The sequence below is a fragment of the Neisseria sp. genome, from assembly GCF_030523955.1.
Taxonomy (GTDB): domain Bacteria; phylum Pseudomonadota; class Gammaproteobacteria; order Burkholderiales; family Neisseriaceae; genus Neisseria.
The window spans coordinates 22,872-38,220 of record NZ_JAUNHL010000007.1; the positions used below are offsets into that span (position 1 = coordinate 22,872).

Consider the following 15,349-nt stretch of genomic DNA (forward strand, 5'->3'; position numbering starts at 1 on the left):
AGAATAGTTGCCGGCCATCGCAGCCAAAGACTAAAAATGCCTGTCTGAAAACTTTCAGACAGGCATTTTCGATTGGAGCGATAAAGAGCTTATTCGCTCAATAGCGCGATATCGGCCACCGCGTTCATCTGAGCAGCCAACTGGTTGAGCAGGTTGAGGCGGTTTTGTTTGACTGTGGCATCGTCGGCCATCACCATCACGCCGTCGAAAAAGGCATCGACTTGCGGTTTGATGGCGGCCAGCTCGGAGAGGCCTGTCTGAAAATCTTGCGCGGCCAGCGCGGCGTCGATTTTCGGCTGCAAGGCTTGCGAAGCGGCAAACAGCGCCTGTTCTTCGGCCTGCTGCAACAGATTTTCGTTCACCGCGCCCAGTTCGGTATCGGCTTTTTTCAGCAGGTTTTGCACGCGTTTGTTGGCGGCGGCGAGTGCGGCGGCTTCGGGCAGCTTTTTAAATGTTTCCACCGCTTGCAGCTTGGCGGGCAGGTCGTTGAGGCGGTCGGGGCGTTTGGCCAGCACGGCAGCCACCACGTCGTGCGGGTAGTCGTTTTGCAGCAGCACCGCCAGCCGCGCCTGCATAAATTCGGCCACTTCGGCGAGCGTGTTACCGGCCAGCTTGCCGGCGGGGAAGGCGGCATAAGCGGCTTGCAGCACGTCGCTGATGCTCAAATCGCTGTTCATCAGTATGCGCAGAATGCCCAAAGCGGAGCGGCGCAATGCGTAGGGGTCTTTGTCGCCGGTGGGAATCAGGCCAATGCCCCAAATGCCGATAAGCGTTTCCAGTTTGTCGGCCAGCGCGGCGGCAGTGGCAATCTTGCCTTCGGGCAGTTTGTCGCCGGCAAAGCGCGGCCAGTAATGCTGCTCGATGGCGTTGGCAATTTCTTCGCGCTCGCCGTCCAAGCGGGCGTAGTATTTGCCCATAACTCCTTGCAGCTCGGGGAATTCGCCCACCATTTCGGTCACCAAATCGGCTTTGGATAAGCGGGTGGCACGCTCGGCGGTGCCGGCATCGGCGCCCAAGGCGGCGGCGATGTGGCGGCTGATGGCGGCCAGCCGTTCGATGCGTTCAGCCTGATTGCCCAGTTTGTTGTGATACACCACTTGCGATAATTTCGGCAAACGGCTCTCGAGCGTGGCTTTTTGGTCTTGCTTGTAGAAAAACTCGGCGTCGGCCAACCGCGCTCGCAATACGCGCTCGTTGCCGTGGATAATGTGTGACGGGTCTTCGGCCTGCAAATTGGACACCAGCAGGAAGCGGTTGATGAGCTTGCCGGAAGCATCCAGCAGCGGGAAGTATTTCTGGTTTTGCTGCATGGTGAGAATCAGGCATTCCTGTGGCACGGCGAGAAAATGTTCTTCAAAACCGGCTTCCAGCACCACCGGCCATTCCACCAGCGCGGTGACTTCGTCGAGCAGAGCTTCGTCGGCGGCCACCGTGGCGTTCAAGCGGCCTGCCTGTTGGTTTAAGGCGGCATCGATATCGGCTTTGCGCTCGGCGAACGAGGCAATCACTTTGCCGCTGTCGCGCAGTTTGCCGGCGTATTCGTCGGCATGGGCAAACACCACTTCGCCTTGCGAGAGGAAGCGGTGGCCCAAGGTGAAATTGCGGCTTTGTAAACCCAATACGTTTACCGGCACCACTTCGCTGCCGTGCATCACCACCAAGCCGTGCACCGGGCGCACGAAGGTGTAGGTGCTGCTGCCCCAGCGCATCACTTTCGGAATCGGCAGCTTTTTCACCGCCTGATTGAGAATGTCTTCCAGCAATTCAGACAGGCCTTTGCCTTGTTGGGTAAATTCGTGTGCGTAAACGTCTTGTTTGCCGTCGTTGAAGATTTTCAAATCGGCAACGGCGACACCGCATGAGCGGGCAAAGCCTTCCAGCGCTTTGGTGGGTGCACCGTCTTTTACGGCGTTGGCCACCGCCGGGCCTTTTTTCACCACGTGCTGGTCGGCCTGTACAGGCTTCACGTTTTTCACTTGCACCGCCAAGCGGCGCGGCGAGGCGTAGGCGGTGTATTCGACGGCGCCGTCGATTAATTGCGCTTTTTCCAGCCCTTCGGCGATGGAAGCGGCCAAGTGTTTGCCCAGATTATCGAGGGCCTTGGGCGGCAACTCTTCGGTTAGTAATTCGATTAAGAGGGTTTCGGTCATTGTTGTTGCTTTCTGTGGCATTGGTTCAATTTGATGTATGAAAAATTCGGATGAACAGGTTTTCAGACAGCCTGAGATACTTCTACAAAGTCTTAACTTAATGTGGCCAATTACCATGCCGGCCGTCTGAAAACAAGCGGGCGAATTTAAAATTATTGCTCTACCCTAGACTTCATGGCAATTGAGAAACCGTCATGCTGTAACGTCAGATTGGGATTATAGTAAGGATCTTGCAGGGTGTCGGTTTGCCAAGTGCGGATCATATAATCGATTTCACGTTGGAAGCGCGCACGTTTTTCGGGATTATCTTCGTGCCCCCGACTAATGGATTCATGATGATAAAGTTCGGCATAGGGAGTCCATAAGTTACGGTAACCTGCCTTATGCACTTTCAGGCAAAAATCTACATCGTTAAATGCTACGGTTAAATCCTGCTCGTTTAAGCTGCCCACTTCATCGAATACTGCTTTGCGTACAAGCAGGCAGGCAGCGGTAACGGCCATCAGGTTTTGCGAAACATATAGGCGCGAGAAATAACCTGGGTGGTTGCGGGCAAAGTATTTGTGGGCATGGCCAGCCACCGAGCCGATACCGATAATCACGCCTGCGTGTTGGATGATATCGTTCGGATAATACAGCATCGCACCCACGCAACCAATATCAGGACGTTGCGCTTGGGATACCATTTCCCCAAGCCATTCTCCGTTAATCACTTCAACATCGTTGTTAATCAAACCGATAATGCTTCCTTTTGCGTACTGTGCGGCAAAATTATTAATGGCCGAATAGTTAAACGGATAAGGGTAGCGCAACAGAGTCACTTTTTCGTGTTGGGCGATTTCATCAAAATAAGCCAATGCATGCGGATCATCAGAATTATTGTCAACCAGTAAGATTTCATAATTTTGATAGAGGGTTTTATTCAAAATCGAATCAATCGCCTGTTTGGTAATGGCATACCCGTTGCGGGTCGGAATGATCAGGCTCACCAACGGTGTTTCCTGCCAATGCCATTTCACGCGGTAGAGATTATCGGCTTTGCCGCGGCTAACGGTTACATCATCGCCACGCTCGGCAAAGTAGTGCTGAAGGGCTTTCACACCCGCTTCGGTCGTATAGGATTTTTCACCGGAAGCCAGCGCGGTCGAGCCTTCGATAGCACGCCAGTGATAAAGAATTTTCGGAATGTGCACCACTTTGCTCTGATCAACTTTTAGTAGATAGCGCAACAGGAAATCATAATCTTGGCTACCTTCCAAACCTTTGCGGAAACCGCCGATTCCTTTGGCAATATCGGTACGGTATACGCCTAAATGTGAAATATAGTTTTGACTGTAGAGCAGATCCAGATTGAAATCGGATTTGAAGTGCGGCATAAAACGTAAGCCGTTTTCATCCACTTTGTCTTCATCACTATAAATCAGTGCGGCATCGGGTTGGATTTGTAAAACCTTCGCCACTTCAAAAAGTGCGTGCTCTGGCAGGAGATCGTCGTGATCCATCAGTGCAGTCCATTCACCGCTGCATAGTTCTAAAGCACTATTGGAATTTTCAGAAATGTGGCCGTTTTTCTCGCGGAACACAACCTTGATGCGTTCGTCGGATGCCGCGTATTTTTCTAAAAGCGGGCGAATATCGGTGTTGGGCGAAGCATCATCGGCAATACACAATTCCCAATTTTCATACAGCTGGGTGCAAACCGAGTCGATAGCCATTTGCAACCATTTCACATCCACGTTGTACACGGGCATTAACACCGATATTTTAGGCCGGTGGGTAAATTCAGCCATTTGACGGCGCATATCCTCAAGCTGCTGCGGGGTACGGGTATCGTTTTGTTTGATCCACTCTTGATAAGTCGATCTGTCTGCAATATCGAAACTGCCTTTATCTTTTACCGCAACCGCTTCACCGGTTCGTAAAAATAATTTCACCGTACGCAAATCGTGTGACTTATATATGCGTCTCAAATGCTGATAAGCCTTGCCGATACTGCCTTTTTCGTTAGCAAGTTTACGGAAAGCTTTGCGGTAACGGTTGGCCGAGCTGATGGCTTGCTCGGTTTTGATAACGGGTTTGAATGCTTTAACCGTCCATAGGCCTTTATATTTGGCGAGATTTTTAATTTCGTGTTGGAGAAGTTGGCTTAAGATGGTGTTTTGGCTGTTTAACTCGGCAATGGTTTGTTCCAGCTTGCGTTTTTCTTGCTGGAAATCATCAAGCTGCCGGTACAAATCTGCCGATTGTTGCTGCAAAAAATCGGCATGCTGCAAAGCTTGAGATAAATCGGCCTGTAATTGCCGGTTGTGCTCTAGTTCTGCTTCGCTTTGTTTTTGTAGGCGGGCGTTGTCGGCGGCAAGTTGCAGGTTTTGCGCCAGTGTTTGGATATGATCCCAATAGCCTAAATGATGTTGCAGAAACAGACTGCGGTGTTTTTCGTAAATATGCTGCCAGTCTTCCCGGATCAGGTCGGTATTCCTTTCCAATTGGTCTATCAGCGACGAGCCGTCGCGACGTTTGCGGTAGCGGAACAGCACTTCGGGAATTTGATAAACCTTGCCGCCTCCGCTTAGCAAACGGATCCAGAAATCCCAGTCTTCATGGGTGGCGAAGTTTTCGTCGAAACCGGCTAAAGCATTGAAGTCGGCAGCCCTGTGTATGGAGGCCGTGGGAATACGGTTGCCGGTTAACAGGCTTTGGATGCCTTCGTAAGGCGGCAGTTGCCACGTGCCATCTTTGGCGTCGAAAAATTCTGCTAGCGGATAAACCAGCTTGCAATCGGGGTTGCTTTCCAGTACGGCTACGCTTTTTTGAATATAGTCGGGCAGTATTTGGTCGTCGGCGTCGAGAAACAGAAAATATTCGCCTTTGGCCAAGCGGGCGGCGTGGTTGCGGGCGGCGGCAACGCCTTGGTTGTTTTGGGCGGACAGGCGTATGGAGGGTTTGCTCTCCAACAATCTGGCCAAGAATGCCGCGCTTTCTTCGCGCGAACCGTCGTCTACGATGATGATTTCGATATTGGGATAGTGCTGCGCTTCCACCGATGCGATGGTTTCGGCGATGTACTGCTCGCAGTTGTAATAAGGAATCATCACGGAAACGAGCGGGTGTCGGATAGTGTTCATGGCATTTACTTTCGTTTATGGTTCAGACGGCCTGGCAGGCAACCTTAAGGCCGTCTGAAACCCATAAAAACAATATGGCGGTTAAAGCAAAGAGGGCTTATCCGCCCATTTTCGGCATATTGCTCAATGCGGCGTAATAGCCGCCTTTTTCCATCAATGCTTGATGCGAGCCTTGCTCGATGATGTGGCCGTCGTCCATCACGATGATGCGGTCGGCCTGTTCGATGGTGGTCAGGCGGTGGGCAACGATGATGCTGGTGCGGCCGTGCATCAGACGCTCCAAGGCTTGTTGGACGAGGCGTTCGGATTCGTTGTCAAGCGCGCTGGTGGCTTCGTCCAAGAGCAGTATCGGGGCGTTTTTCAAGATGGCGCGGGCGATGGATACGCGCTGGCGCTGGCCTCCCGAGAGTTGGTTACCGTTGGCGCCGATGGGTTGGTGCAGGCCTTGCGGTGAGTTTTCTACCAAGCCTTGCAGGTTGGCGGCTTTCAGTGCGGCAAAAACTTCTTCTTCGCTGGCTTCTGGGTGGCTGTAACGCACGTTGGCCAGCAGGGTGTCGTCAAACAGGAATACGTCTTGCGACACCAGCGCAAACTGTTCACGCAGGTTGGCCAGGGTCAGTTCGGCGATATTGGTGCCGTCGAGGTAAACCGTGCCGGCGCTGGGTTCGACAAAGCGCGGCAGCAGGTTTACCACGGTGGTTTTGCCGCTGCCGGAACGACCCACCAAGGCCACGCGCTCGCCGGGGTAGATTTCCAGATTGAAATTATTTAAAGCATTTTTGCCGTCTTCACGGTAACGCACATCGATGTTTTCAAATTTCAGATGACCTGAAACGTTTTGTAGGGTTTGGGTACCGGTGTCTTTTTCCGGTTCGGTATCTAAAAACTGGCAAACGCCGTCTGAAGCCAAAAACATGGTTTGCATGGGGATGCTGATATTGGCAAGGTTTTTAATCGGACCGAGCATTTGCAGCATGGCCACGATAAAAGCCATAAATTCGCCGATGGTGGTGTAACCTTGTTGGCTTTGCCAAAGTGCGATGAAAATCACCACAGCCAGCGCAAAAGAGGCGATTAGTTCGCTAAACGGCGAGCGGGCGGCGGTGGCTTGGGTGATTTTTTTGCCCAGGCGCACGATGGTGTTGTTCACTTCGGCAAAGCGGTCGGACGCCTGTTTTTGGCCGCCGAACAGTTTCACCACGCGGTGCCCCTGATGGACTTCGTTGACTACGTTGTTGAGCGTGCCGATGCTTTGCTGGGCGCTTGCGATGATATTTTTGAGGCGGTTGCGGTAATAGCGCGACAGCAGCGACAGCAGCGGGAACATCAACGCCACAATCAGGCTGAGCTGCCAGTTGAGATACAGCAGCACGCACACCAATCCGATAACGATCAGGGTGTCGCGCGTGAGGGTGATAAATACGTTGCTGGCGTTGCTGATGGATTGTTCGGCCATCTGAACCATATTCATCAACACATGGCCCGACGGTGTTTCCTGATGGAATTTCGATGAGAGCAACAGCATTTTGTTAAACATATCGCGGCGCACATGGCTGATGGCCATTACCGAAACCCAAGTCATCAGGTAAGTGCTGGCGAAGCGGCAAACGCCGCGTATCATCACCAAAATGATGAAAAACACCGGCACCACCCAAACTTTGTCGGGCGTGCCCCAAATCATATAGGTAAACTGCGCTTTCCAGTTTTGCAAGGTGGCGATGATGCCGGTGGTGGTGTTGAGTTCCGGCGGTACGCTGGGCGGAGCGAAGCCTTGGTTGACCAAAGGTGCGATAAAGGCGGCCAGATAACTTTCGGTGGCGGCCACGCCGAAAATGGCGATTAATGCCCAAGTGATGCGGACTTTATACGGGCGCACATATTTCATCAGCCGCATAAAGTTATGCGAATCTTCTTTGGTAAAGAGGCCGAAGGTGAGTTTTTCTATCATAAAATCCGAGCCGTTTGCAAAATGTTGCAAGGCGCTTTCAAACGGCCTCAAAAGGTTTGCGACCGTCTGAAATCTTGTTTTAAGCGGCTTGCCGTTTCAGCAGCGGGAAGCCGAGTTTCTCGCGGCTTTCCACGAATTTTTGCGCGACAATCCGGCTTAAGGCGCGGATGCGGCCGATATAGGCGGCTCGCTCGGTTACGGAAATTGCGCCGCGGGCGTCCAGTAGGTTGAAGGTGTGGCCGGCTTTGAGTACCAATTCGTAAGCGGGCAGCGCCAGGCTCGTGTCTTCCACTTCCAGTAAACGCTTGGCTTGTGCTTCGTAGTCGTTAAACTGGCGCAGCAGCCATTCGGCGTCGCTGTATTCGAAGTTGTAGGTGGATTGCTCCACTTCGTTTTGGCGGTAAACGTCGCCGTAGGTAACGGTTTGGCCGTCCAGGGTTTTGGCCCACACGAGGTCGTATACGTTTTCCACTCCTTGCAGATACATGGCCAAGCGTTCGATGCCGTAGGTGATTTCGCCGAGTACGGGCGAGCAGTCGATGCCGCCGACTTGTTGGAAATAGGTAAACTGGGTGACTTCCATGCCGTTGAGCCATACTTCCCAGCCTAAGCCCCAGGCACCAAGGGTGGGGTTTTCCCAGTCGTCTTCTACGAATCGGATGTCGTGTACTTTCGGGTCGATGCCCAGCTCGCGCAAGGAGTCGAGATAGAGGTCTTGGAAATTGTCCGGCGCGGGTTTCAGCGCGACTTGGAATTGGTAGTAGTGTTGCAGGCGGTTGGGGTTGTCGCCGTAGCGGCCGTCTTTCGGGCGGCGGCTGGGTTGTACATAGGCGGCGAACCAAGGTTCGGGGCCGAGCGCGCGCAGGCAGGTAGCCGGATGGCTGGTGCCGGCGCCCACTTCCATATCGAAGGGTTGGATGATGGTGCAGCCTTTGTCGGCCCAGAAGGTTTGCAGTTTGAAAACGATTTGTTGGAAAGTGAGCATATTGCGGCTTTTCGAGAATACGGAAATAAAGGCCGTATTTTAGCGGCTCGCAGGGTTTCAGGCTAGCGTGCAAACGGTTTTTAGGTATAATGCGGCAAAATTTATTTGTTTTGTATTTATTGTTTTGATTTGATAAAAGGAGTGGACGATGTCTGATAACGACGATCATAAAGAACAGCGGATTGGTTTATGGGTTGCCGGCGGCGCCGCCGGTTTGGCGACTTTGGCCATTTTGTTCTATGCGGTTTACGGTTGGGAGAGCGGCAAGATCGAAGGCTCGCCGGGTTATGGCCAGGCGGCTTCTGCCGCAGCGGCTTCGGCGGCTTCCGAACCGGCGGCGGCGGTTTTGGCTGCGCCCGAATCGCAGTCTATTTCGGCATCGGTTGCGGCCAGCGAACCGCTTGCGGCGGCTGCTTCGACTGCCGCGGTGGCTGCGGATGCGGCCAGTGCGGTGGTGGAAAACGGTGTGGTGAAATTCTATTTCGCAACCGGCAAAGCGGATTTGGCCGATAATGCAGAAGAGGCGCTTAAGGATGTATTGGCCGGTGTGCGCGAAGGCAAAAAAGCGGTGGTATCCGGTTATAACGATAGCACCGGCAATGCGGCTGCCAATGAGGAGTTGTCGAAAAACCGTGCTTTGGCGGTACGCAATGCGCTGTTGGGATTCGGTGTGCCGGAAAGCCAGATTGAATTGCGCAAACCGGAAAATACCGAAGCCGGCCAAGGTGATAATGCCCAAGCGCGCCGTGTGGAAGTGGTTTTGGAATAAGGGTACGGAAAAAATGGGAAATGCCTGTCTGAAAACTTTCAGACAGGCATTTTGTTTGGCCGAAACCGTATCCGTTATCTTGCATTAACCGGTAAGAAAAATCGGTTTTTGTAAAAGTATTTGCCTGTCTGAAAAACTTTAAACCAGGCGGTTTTCAGACAGGCATCGGAAGTTTAGCGGGCAACCGGCAGCGGGCCGAAGCTTTGTGCAACCGGCATGATTTCGATGCTGTTGACGTTCATGTGCGCCGGACGCTGGTACAGCCACAATACGGTATCGGCGATGTCTTGCGGGCGGATGTATTCGACGTTTTCATAGAGTTTGGCGGCGCGTTCGCTGTCGCCTTTGAAGCGGATGTTGGAAAACTCGGTATCGCCGCACAATCCCGGTTCGATGTTGCTGACGCGCACGCCGCTGCCGGCCAAGTCGGCGCGCAGGTTGAGCGAAAATTGGCGCACGAAAGCCTTGCTGGCGCCGTATACGTTGCCGCCGGGATAGGGGTAAGTGCCGGCGATGGAGCCGATGTTGATGACATAACCTTGTTTGCGCCCGACCATGGCGGGCAGCACTTGGCGGGTGAGGTAGGTCAGGCCGATGATATTGGTTTGAATCATGGTCAGCCAGTCGTTGAAATCGGCTTGGACGGCGGGTTCCAAACCGAGGGCAAGGCCGGCGTTGTTGACGAGGCAGTCAATTTCAGCGAAGTCGGCGGGCAGCTTGGCAAGGGCTTGGTCGACCGAGGCGGTGTCGCTAACGTCCATTTGCAGCGGCAGGAAGTTGCCGCCCAAACGGTTTTGCATCTCTTGCAGTTTTTCCAAGCGTCGGGCGGCACCGATGACGCGGTAGCCGGCTGTTACCAAGGTTTCGCAGATAGCGGCGCCGAAACCTGCCGATGCGCCGGTAACCAGAATGCTCATAGCGTGTCCTTTCATTTTTTAACGGAGGTTTCGGGTATTATACTCCATCTTAAATTTGATAAATGATTAACGAGGAACACGCTATGAAGATGAAAACCGTATTATCTATTGTATTTTCGGGCGCTTTGCTGGCAGCCTGTAGCGGCGGAGCGGGCGGTGGAGGTGCGGCGAAGGGGCCGGTTTCCGAAGCGCGTACCACTGCGTTTAAAACCATGATGCCCGAATATTCAAGCATGGGCAAAATGGTTAAAGGTGATGAAACTTATGATGTTGAGAAGTTTAAAGCCGCCGCCGCGACTTTCAGCGAGAATGCGCGTAAGCCTTTCGAGCATTTCGCCAGCGATCCGCAGGGCAACGGCGATGCTTTGCCGGCGATATGGGAGAAGCCTGCCCAGTTTGATGCCGAACGTGAGAAATTTTTGGCGGCGGTGGATGATTTGAATGCTAAGGCGCAAGCCGGTAATTTGGAAGAAATCAAGGTGGCTTACGGTAATGTCGGTGCCAGCTGCAAATCTTGCCACGATGCGTTCCGCCAGCCTAAATAAATAATGGTTGTTGTTGATGTCAAAACCAGCCCGCTTTTGCCGAAGCGGGCTGGTTTGTTATATGCCTGTCTGAAACGTTTGGTTGTCAGCGCTGTTCTTGCTTGCGTATCAGCCAAATGGCCAATATAGCGAAAAGCGTGGTGGGCAGCGCTGCGGCAAGTAAAGGGGGGATGCCGTAGAGTTGGCTGGTAAAGCTGAACAGGCGGCCGGCGAAATGGAAGGCCAATCCCAAGCAAATGCCGAAAAACAGTTTGAGCCCCATATTGCCTTGGCGGGTGGATTGCGGGGTAAATGCCAGTGCTACAAAGGCCATTACCACGGCGGCCACCGGGTAAAATAATTTGCGCCACCAAGCAATCCAATAGGCTTGTACTTCCTGGTTGTTGGCCTCGAGGTGTTTGATATAGCTGTTGAGCGAGGCGAGCGACATCTGGCCGGGGTCAACCAGCAATACATCCAATAGATTGCTGCGGATATTGGTACGCAGGGTTTCTTCCGCACGCGTTTCTACTGTTACGCGGCCACCCTCCAACAGACTGCGGCGTATGTTTTTCAGCAACCAACTGCCGTCAGGCTGTACGACGGCGGAATCGGCACGCCATTGGGCGGTGAGCTGGAAATTATCATTGTGCTGAAAGATGGTGATGTCGCGCAGGGTTCGGTCGGGCAGCATTTCTTTGATATTGATGATGTCGCGCTGCTCTTTTACCCACAGGCCGCCGTTGCCGGTGCTGATTTTGCCCTCTGTTGCGCCGGCTTTCATGTTGGCGGCATAACGGCTGGCGGCAGGGGCGGCCCATTCTCCGGTGAACACTGTGAGCGCGGCGAAAATCAAGCCGAATCCCAACAAAATGCGGATGATGTCGCCGGTACTCATGCCGCTGGTCTTGATAACGGTTAATTCGCTGCGGGCGGCCAGTTGCGAGAGGGCCAACAGGCCGCCGATTAATACGGCCAGCGGCATCAGTTCGTAAATATGGGCCGGAACCAACAGCAGGGTGTATTGCAGCATCTTGGCGGTGGTATAGCTGCCTTTGCCGACATCACCGATTTCGTTCATGACATCGAAAAAGCTGTATAAAGCCAACAAGGCCAGCAGGGCATACAATGTCATGACCGAAAGCTGGGTAATCAGATAGCGGGGAATCAGTTTCATTTGCTGCCGCCTTTCAATGCACTGAAGAAGGGTTGTGCGGGCATGCTGCGCACCCGCAGCAGGATCACGATGGCGGCGATCATCAATAAATGCATCGGCAAAAGGCCGAGCCAGAAATTAAGCTGTCCGCTGATAACGGCATTGCGCAGGAAGGTTTGGCCGTTTTGATAAATCAGGAAAAAGCCGATGGCGATCAGGATATTATAAGTATGGCCGGTGCGCGGATTGAAATAGGAAAGCGGAATCGCCAGCAGGCTTAAAATCAATACGGAAACCGGCAGCGATAAGCGCCACAGTAATTCGCCTTGGTATTCGGGTTTGCTGCTGCCGAATAAATCCGCCGTAGGGATGGTTTTGCGGCTGTCGGCGGCATTGACGACTTTGGGGGTAACGCTGATGATCAGGCTTAGATGTTGGAAGGATACTTCGTTAAAGTCGGCCTGGCCGGGGGTGCCGTTATAGCGGTAGCCGTTGCTCAATTCGAGCGTGCGTTTGTTGTCTGCCAGCGAGAAGGTACCTTCTTTGGCGAACACCACGCTTTCGCGGCCTTTGTCGTCCACTTCGCGTAAAAACAGGTTTTTCATCACGCCCGAATCGGTATCGAAGGTTTCCACGAAGTAAACCCGATCGTCACGGCTGCCTAGATTGCGGAATACGCCGGCTTCTACTAGGGAAAGCTGTTGTTTTTGTTTGAGAATCTCAGCGAATTCACGGCTGCGCAATTCCGCCCAAGGCAATACCGAAAGCTGGATGACGGCCGTCAGCAGGGCAAACGGCACGGCGAATTGCAAGACCGGCCGTATCCATTGCTTGAGCGAGAGGCCGCTGGAGAGCCAGATCACCATTTCGTTGTCGCGCCAATAGCGGGTAAGCACGGTGAGTGTGCTGATAAAGGCGGTTAACACCAATAATAAAGGGGTCATGCCCAGCGTCCAGAAGCCGATAAGCGCGGCGACAGCGTCTACCGCTACCCGACCGCTGGCTGCTCGTCCCAGCAGGTTGATGGCTTGAGTCGATACCAGTATGGCCAGCAGCACGATAAAAATGCCGACTGCGGTGTAGGTAAGCTCTTTGATGAAATTGCGTTGGTAAGTCATATCCGGGGTTTCAGTCGGCTGTGAATGTGCGTACAATCAAAGACCGAAAAGGTTGATTACAGTTCAGACAGGCATAGGTAAATGCCTGTCTGAACAATAATTCAGGAGACAGAAAACGTGGAATTTAGCATAAAAGCCGGAAAAATGCAGCCTGCTCAAGCTGCTGTACTGTATGTTTGCACCGAAGCCTGCCCGTGTTCGGCAGATCATCCGGGCGAAGCCGTGAAATTATTGTGCGGCAGCTTGGAAGAAAAGCAGCAGTTTGCCGAGTCGAAAATTGTGGAAAACGGCCGCCTGCGCCCGCTGGCGGTGTTGCGTTTGCAGGAAACCGGGCGTGCGGCGCTGGAAAAAGCGGCTGCAGAAGCGGCCAAGTGGATGCAAGATCAGCCGCAAGTTGCCGTTGATTTGAACCGGCTTGCCGCCGAAGAAGCAGTATTGCTGGTGGAAGTGCTGGCCTTGGCTGTCGGCCAGGCTGCGTATCGCTTCGACCGTTTTAAGAAAGAAGCCAAACCGGCTAAATTGCAGCAGGTGGAATTTTATCTGGACGAGCCGTCAAAAGCGGTCGAAGAAGCGCTGCGCATTGCCCAAGCGCTCAATTATGGCGTGAAGCTGTGCAAGGATTTGGGTAACACCGCACCTAATGTGTGCACCCCCGCTTTTTTGGCGCAAACTGCTAAAGAAGAGGCGGAAAAAGCCGGCGCCGCTGCCAAAATCCTGGAACAAGACTATATCCGCGAAAACATGGGTTCGTTCTGGTCGGTGGCCAAGGGCAGCGTGCAAGAGCCTTATCTGATTGAATTGAGTTATCAGGGTGCCGCCGATAAAAACGCCGCGCCGCTGGTGTTGGTCGGCAAAGGCATTACTTTCGATACCGGCGGTATTTCGCTGAAGCCCGGCGAGGCGATGGATGAAATGAAATACGATATGTGCGGTGCCGCCAGCGTAATCGGTGCGTTTGTCGCTGCCGTACGCGCCAAGCTGCCGATTAATTTGGTTGCCGTGGTGCCGACTTGCGAAAACATGCCCGATGCCGGCGCCAGCAAACCCGGTGATATTGTGACGGCAATGGACGGTACTACCATCGAAATTCTCAACACCGATGCCGAAGGCCGTCTGATTCTGTGCGATGCGCTCACTTACGCCGCCCAGTTCAAGCCGCAGGCGGTGGTGGATGTCGCCACACTTACCGGCGCTTGTATTATCGCGCTTGGTCATGTGGCCAGCGGCTTGCTGGGTAATGATCAAGAGCTGGTCGATAAGTTGTTGGGCGCATCGCGCACGGTGAACGACAAAGCTTGGCAATTGCCACTGTTTGATGAATACAGCGAACAGTTGAAATCCAATTTCGCTGATTTGCAAAACATCGGCGGCCGGCCGGCCGGTACCATTACCGCCGCTGCTTTCCTTGCCCATTTTGCCGCCGATTACAAATGGGCGCATTTGGATATCGCCGGTACTGCTTGGAAATCCGGCAAAGACAAAGGCGCCACCGGCCGTCCGGTGCCCTTGCTGTTGCAATTCCTGCGTGATGCGGCCGTTTAAAAAAGTAGGTAAAACGGAAAAGCGCTTATGCCCAAGGTAACTTTTTACACTCATGTGGCCGATCGCGAGCAGTTTATCGGCCGGCTCAGCCGTCGTGCGGCCTCGGAAGGACGCTTGTTGCTGTGGCTGGAAGATGAGGCGCAGAGTGTGCGGATAGACAGGGGTTTGTGGCGCGAACCGCCGGAGAGCTTTCTGCCGCATGAATTCTGGCTGCCGACGGATGACTATCCTGCCGGGGTGCCTGTGGTGTTGGCAACGGGAGACGAGTTACCTGAGCTGGCCGAAGATATTGTGGTACTGAACAGCTCGGATGCGTTTTGGTGCGATGCACCTGCACCGCCCAAGCGCGTGTTGGAGATTGTGGGCGACGGCTTGGAAGATTTGGCTGCCGCCCGCGACCGCTTCCGTGCTTACCGCCAGCGCGGTTTCGAAATCGAGCATCACAATATGCAGGGCAAAGCTTGAAACATCGATTCTGCCAACCGTATCCGGATAAATTGAGTGTATGGAACAGCCCGATTTCTTCGCCATTCCCAGCCCCTGCATCGGGGTCTGCCAGGTTAATAGCAAAGGCTATTGCCGGGGATGTTTGCGCAGCAGGGAAGAGCGGCTTTATTGGCTGAAGATGACCGATGACCAGAAGCATCAGGTAATGCGCCTGATTGCGATGCGGCGCAAAAAATGGGAGCAGGTGATGTGGGAGCGTAACCGTTTGCCGGAAGATGAACCGCAGCAGGAAGGTTTGGATTTTGATTGAATTGTTTACGGTATTAAAGAAATGCCTGTCTGAAAACAAGCTTGCGCGTTTTTGCGAAGCTAAAAAGTTTTGTTTTTCAGACAGGCATTTGCGTTGCTTAAATATAATGTTGCGTGTAAAGGTTTTAAACTTAAATCCATGAAAAAAGCAGACCAAACGGTCTGCTTTTTAATAAGCTGGCACGCCCACGGGGAATCGAACCCCGGTTACCGCCGTGAAAGGGCGATGTCCTAACCGCTAGACGATGGGCGCGGATAAAATAATTTGTGGCGCACCCGGAGCGATTCGAACGCCCGACCCTCTGGTTCGTAGCCAGATACTCTATCCAACTGAGCTACGGGTGCGAGAAAGATTTGAA

At 53.3% G+C, this 15,349-nt stretch carries 12 protein-coding genes and 2 tRNA genes; 5 read left to right on the plus strand and 9 right to left on the minus strand.

Translation table 11 applies throughout. From position 1 onward, the window contains the following. Positions 1-89: 89 nt before the first annotated feature. The 4 genes from glyS to glyQ form a co-directional block, all read right to left on the minus strand. On the minus strand, positions 90-2,150 hold the full coding sequence (gene glyS, locus Q4C79_RS02570; RefSeq protein WP_303089470.1) for a glycine--tRNA ligase subunit beta: 2,061 nt from the start codon (positions 2,148-2,150) through the stop codon (positions 90-92). 152 nt (positions 2,151-2,302) lie between these two features. Then, a complete protein-coding gene (locus Q4C79_RS02575) occupies positions 2,303-5,275 on the minus strand; it encodes a glycosyltransferase (protein WP_303089471.1) in 2,973 nt (990 codons plus the stop codon). Between the two features lie 97 nt (positions 5,276-5,372). Then, positions 5,373-7,223: a lipid A export permease/ATP-binding protein MsbA gene (gene msbA, locus Q4C79_RS02580; RefSeq protein ID WP_303089472.1), complete on the minus strand. Its 1,851-nt coding sequence runs from the start codon at positions 7,221-7,223 to the stop codon at positions 5,373-5,375. A 79-nt stretch (positions 7,224-7,302) separates the two neighbouring features. Next, positions 7,303-8,208 (minus strand): glycine--tRNA ligase subunit alpha, encoded by a 906-nt coding sequence (glyQ, locus tag Q4C79_RS02585; RefSeq protein ID WP_303089473.1) that lies wholly within the window; start codon positions 8,206-8,208, stop codon positions 7,303-7,305. 148 nt (positions 8,209-8,356) lie between these two features. On the opposite strand from glyQ, the gene Q4C79_RS02590 reads away from it, so the two are divergent. Next, positions 8,357-8,977 (plus strand): OmpA family protein, encoded by a 621-nt coding sequence (locus Q4C79_RS02590; protein WP_303089474.1) that lies wholly within the window; start codon positions 8,357-8,359, stop codon positions 8,975-8,977. Positions 8,978-9,150: 173 nt separating this feature from the next. On the opposite strand, the gene Q4C79_RS02595 is transcribed toward Q4C79_RS02590, so the two are convergent. Continuing rightward, complete coding sequence (locus tag Q4C79_RS02595) at positions 9,151-9,894, minus strand: SDR family oxidoreductase (RefSeq protein ID WP_303089475.1); 744 nt, start codon at positions 9,892-9,894, stop codon at positions 9,151-9,153. A gap of 83 nt (positions 9,895-9,977) precedes the next feature. Here Q4C79_RS02595 and Q4C79_RS02600 point away from each other — a divergent pair, with 83 nt between their 5' ends. After that, positions 9,978-10,439 (plus strand): cytochrome b562, encoded by a 462-nt coding sequence (locus Q4C79_RS02600; protein ID WP_303089476.1) that lies wholly within the window; start codon positions 9,978-9,980, stop codon positions 10,437-10,439. 85 nt (positions 10,440-10,524) lie between these two features. On the opposite strand, the gene lptG is transcribed toward Q4C79_RS02600, so the two are convergent. Together lptG and lptF are read right to left on the minus strand one after the other, a co-directional pair. Next, on the minus strand, positions 10,525-11,595 hold the full coding sequence (gene lptG / locus Q4C79_RS02605; protein WP_303089477.1) for an LPS export ABC transporter permease LptG: 1,071 nt from the start codon (positions 11,593-11,595) through the stop codon (positions 10,525-10,527). Then, positions 11,592-12,692, minus strand: coding sequence for an LPS export ABC transporter permease LptF (lptF, locus tag Q4C79_RS02610; protein WP_303089478.1), 1,101 nt, complete (start codon positions 12,690-12,692; stop codon positions 11,592-11,594). The genes lptG and lptF overlap by 4 nt, the downstream gene beginning before the upstream one ends. Positions 12,693-12,809: 117 nt before the next feature. Here lptF and Q4C79_RS02615 point away from each other — a divergent pair, with 117 nt between their 5' ends. The 3 genes from Q4C79_RS02615 to Q4C79_RS02625 are packed head-to-tail and all read left to right on the plus strand — an operon-like array spanning position 12,810 to position 14,991. Beyond that, positions 12,810-14,234: a leucyl aminopeptidase gene (locus tag Q4C79_RS02615; protein WP_303089479.1), complete on the plus strand. Its 1,425-nt coding sequence runs from the start codon at positions 12,810-12,812 to the stop codon at positions 14,232-14,234. Between the two features lie 27 nt (positions 14,235-14,261). Continuing rightward, positions 14,262-14,699: a DNA polymerase III subunit chi gene (locus Q4C79_RS02620; protein ID WP_303089480.1), complete on the plus strand. Its 438-nt coding sequence runs from the start codon at positions 14,262-14,264 to the stop codon at positions 14,697-14,699. A gap of 40 nt (positions 14,700-14,739) precedes the next feature. Continuing rightward, positions 14,740-14,991, plus strand: coding sequence for a DUF1289 domain-containing protein (locus Q4C79_RS02625; protein ID WP_303089481.1), 252 nt, complete (start codon positions 14,740-14,742; stop codon positions 14,989-14,991). A 177-nt stretch (positions 14,992-15,168) separates the two neighbouring features. On the opposite strand, the gene Q4C79_RS02630 is transcribed toward Q4C79_RS02625, so the two are convergent. Then, positions 15,169-15,243 (minus strand) — tRNA-Glu (locus tag Q4C79_RS02630). 15 nt (positions 15,244-15,258) lie between these two features. Next, positions 15,259-15,335: transfer RNA gene (locus Q4C79_RS02635), tRNA-Arg, on the minus strand. Positions 15,336-15,349: the final 14 nt, after the last annotated feature.

Coding starts and splice junctions, on each gene's coding strand:
- glyS (WP_303089470.1), bottom strand. CDS start 2,150: ATGACCGAAACCCTCTTAATCGAATTACTAACCGAAGAGTTGCCGCCC.
- Q4C79_RS02575 (WP_303089471.1), bottom strand. CDS start 5,275: ATGAACACTATCCGACACCCGCTCGTTTCCGTGATGATTCCTTATTAC.
- msbA (WP_303089472.1), bottom strand. CDS start 7,223: ATGATAGAAAAACTCACCTTCGGCCTCTTTACCAAAGAAGATTCGCAT.
- glyQ (WP_303089473.1), bottom strand. CDS start 8,208: ATGCTCACTTTCCAACAAATCGTTTTCAAACTGCAAACCTTCTGGGCC.
- Q4C79_RS02590 (WP_303089474.1), top strand. CDS start 8,357: ATGTCTGATAACGACGATCATAAAGAACAGCGGATTGGTTTATGGGTT.
- Q4C79_RS02595 (WP_303089475.1), bottom strand. CDS start 9,894: ATGAGCATTCTGGTTACCGGCGCATCGGCAGGTTTCGGCGCCGCTATC.
- Q4C79_RS02600 (WP_303089476.1), top strand. CDS start 9,978: ATGAAGATGAAAACCGTATTATCTATTGTATTTTCGGGCGCTTTGCTG.
- lptG (WP_303089477.1), bottom strand. CDS start 11,595: ATGAAACTGATTCCCCGCTATCTGATTACCCAGCTTTCGGTCATGACA.
- lptF (WP_303089478.1), bottom strand. CDS start 12,692: ATGACTTACCAACGCAATTTCATCAAAGAGCTTACCTACACCGCAGTC.
- Q4C79_RS02620 (WP_303089480.1), top strand. CDS start 14,262: ATGCCCAAGGTAACTTTTTACACTCATGTGGCCGATCGCGAGCAGTTT.
- Q4C79_RS02625 (WP_303089481.1), top strand. CDS start 14,740: ATGGAACAGCCCGATTTCTTCGCCATTCCCAGCCCCTGCATCGGGGTC.